The 261-nt window shown below is 51.3% G+C and carries 1 protein-coding gene; it reads left to right on the plus strand.

Going from position 1 to position 261, the window contains the following annotated elements; all coding sequences use genetic code 11:
* Nucleotides 1-261, plus strand: a 261-nt coding sequence (locus tag R0J88_RS21085) for a methyl-accepting chemotaxis protein (protein ID WP_410901038.1), incomplete at both ends; no start/stop codon positions are given.

The following is a 261-nucleotide window of genomic DNA, read 5'->3' on the forward strand; positions in this document are numbered from 1 at the left end:
CGTGCTGGCGAACATGGCCGCGGCTTCTCTGTGGTTGCTGATGAAGTGCGTGCGTTAGCGAACCGAACTCAGGACTCTACCCGTAATATTCAAAGCTTAATTGAAACCATGCGAGTGAGTGCCAACGACGCTGTTAGCGTTATGGAAAAAGGCAGAGAAAAGGCAGCAGAAAGTGTTGAACAGGCGCGCTCCGCCGGTAAGTCTCTACATGCGGTGAATAGCTCGGTTGCAAAAATGAGCGACATGAACGCACAAATTGCG

The sequence above is a fragment of the Pseudoalteromonas sp. SIMBA_162 genome (assembly GCF_046535955.1).
Taxonomy (GTDB): Bacteria; Pseudomonadota; Gammaproteobacteria; order Enterobacterales; family Alteromonadaceae; genus Pseudoalteromonas; species Pseudoalteromonas marina.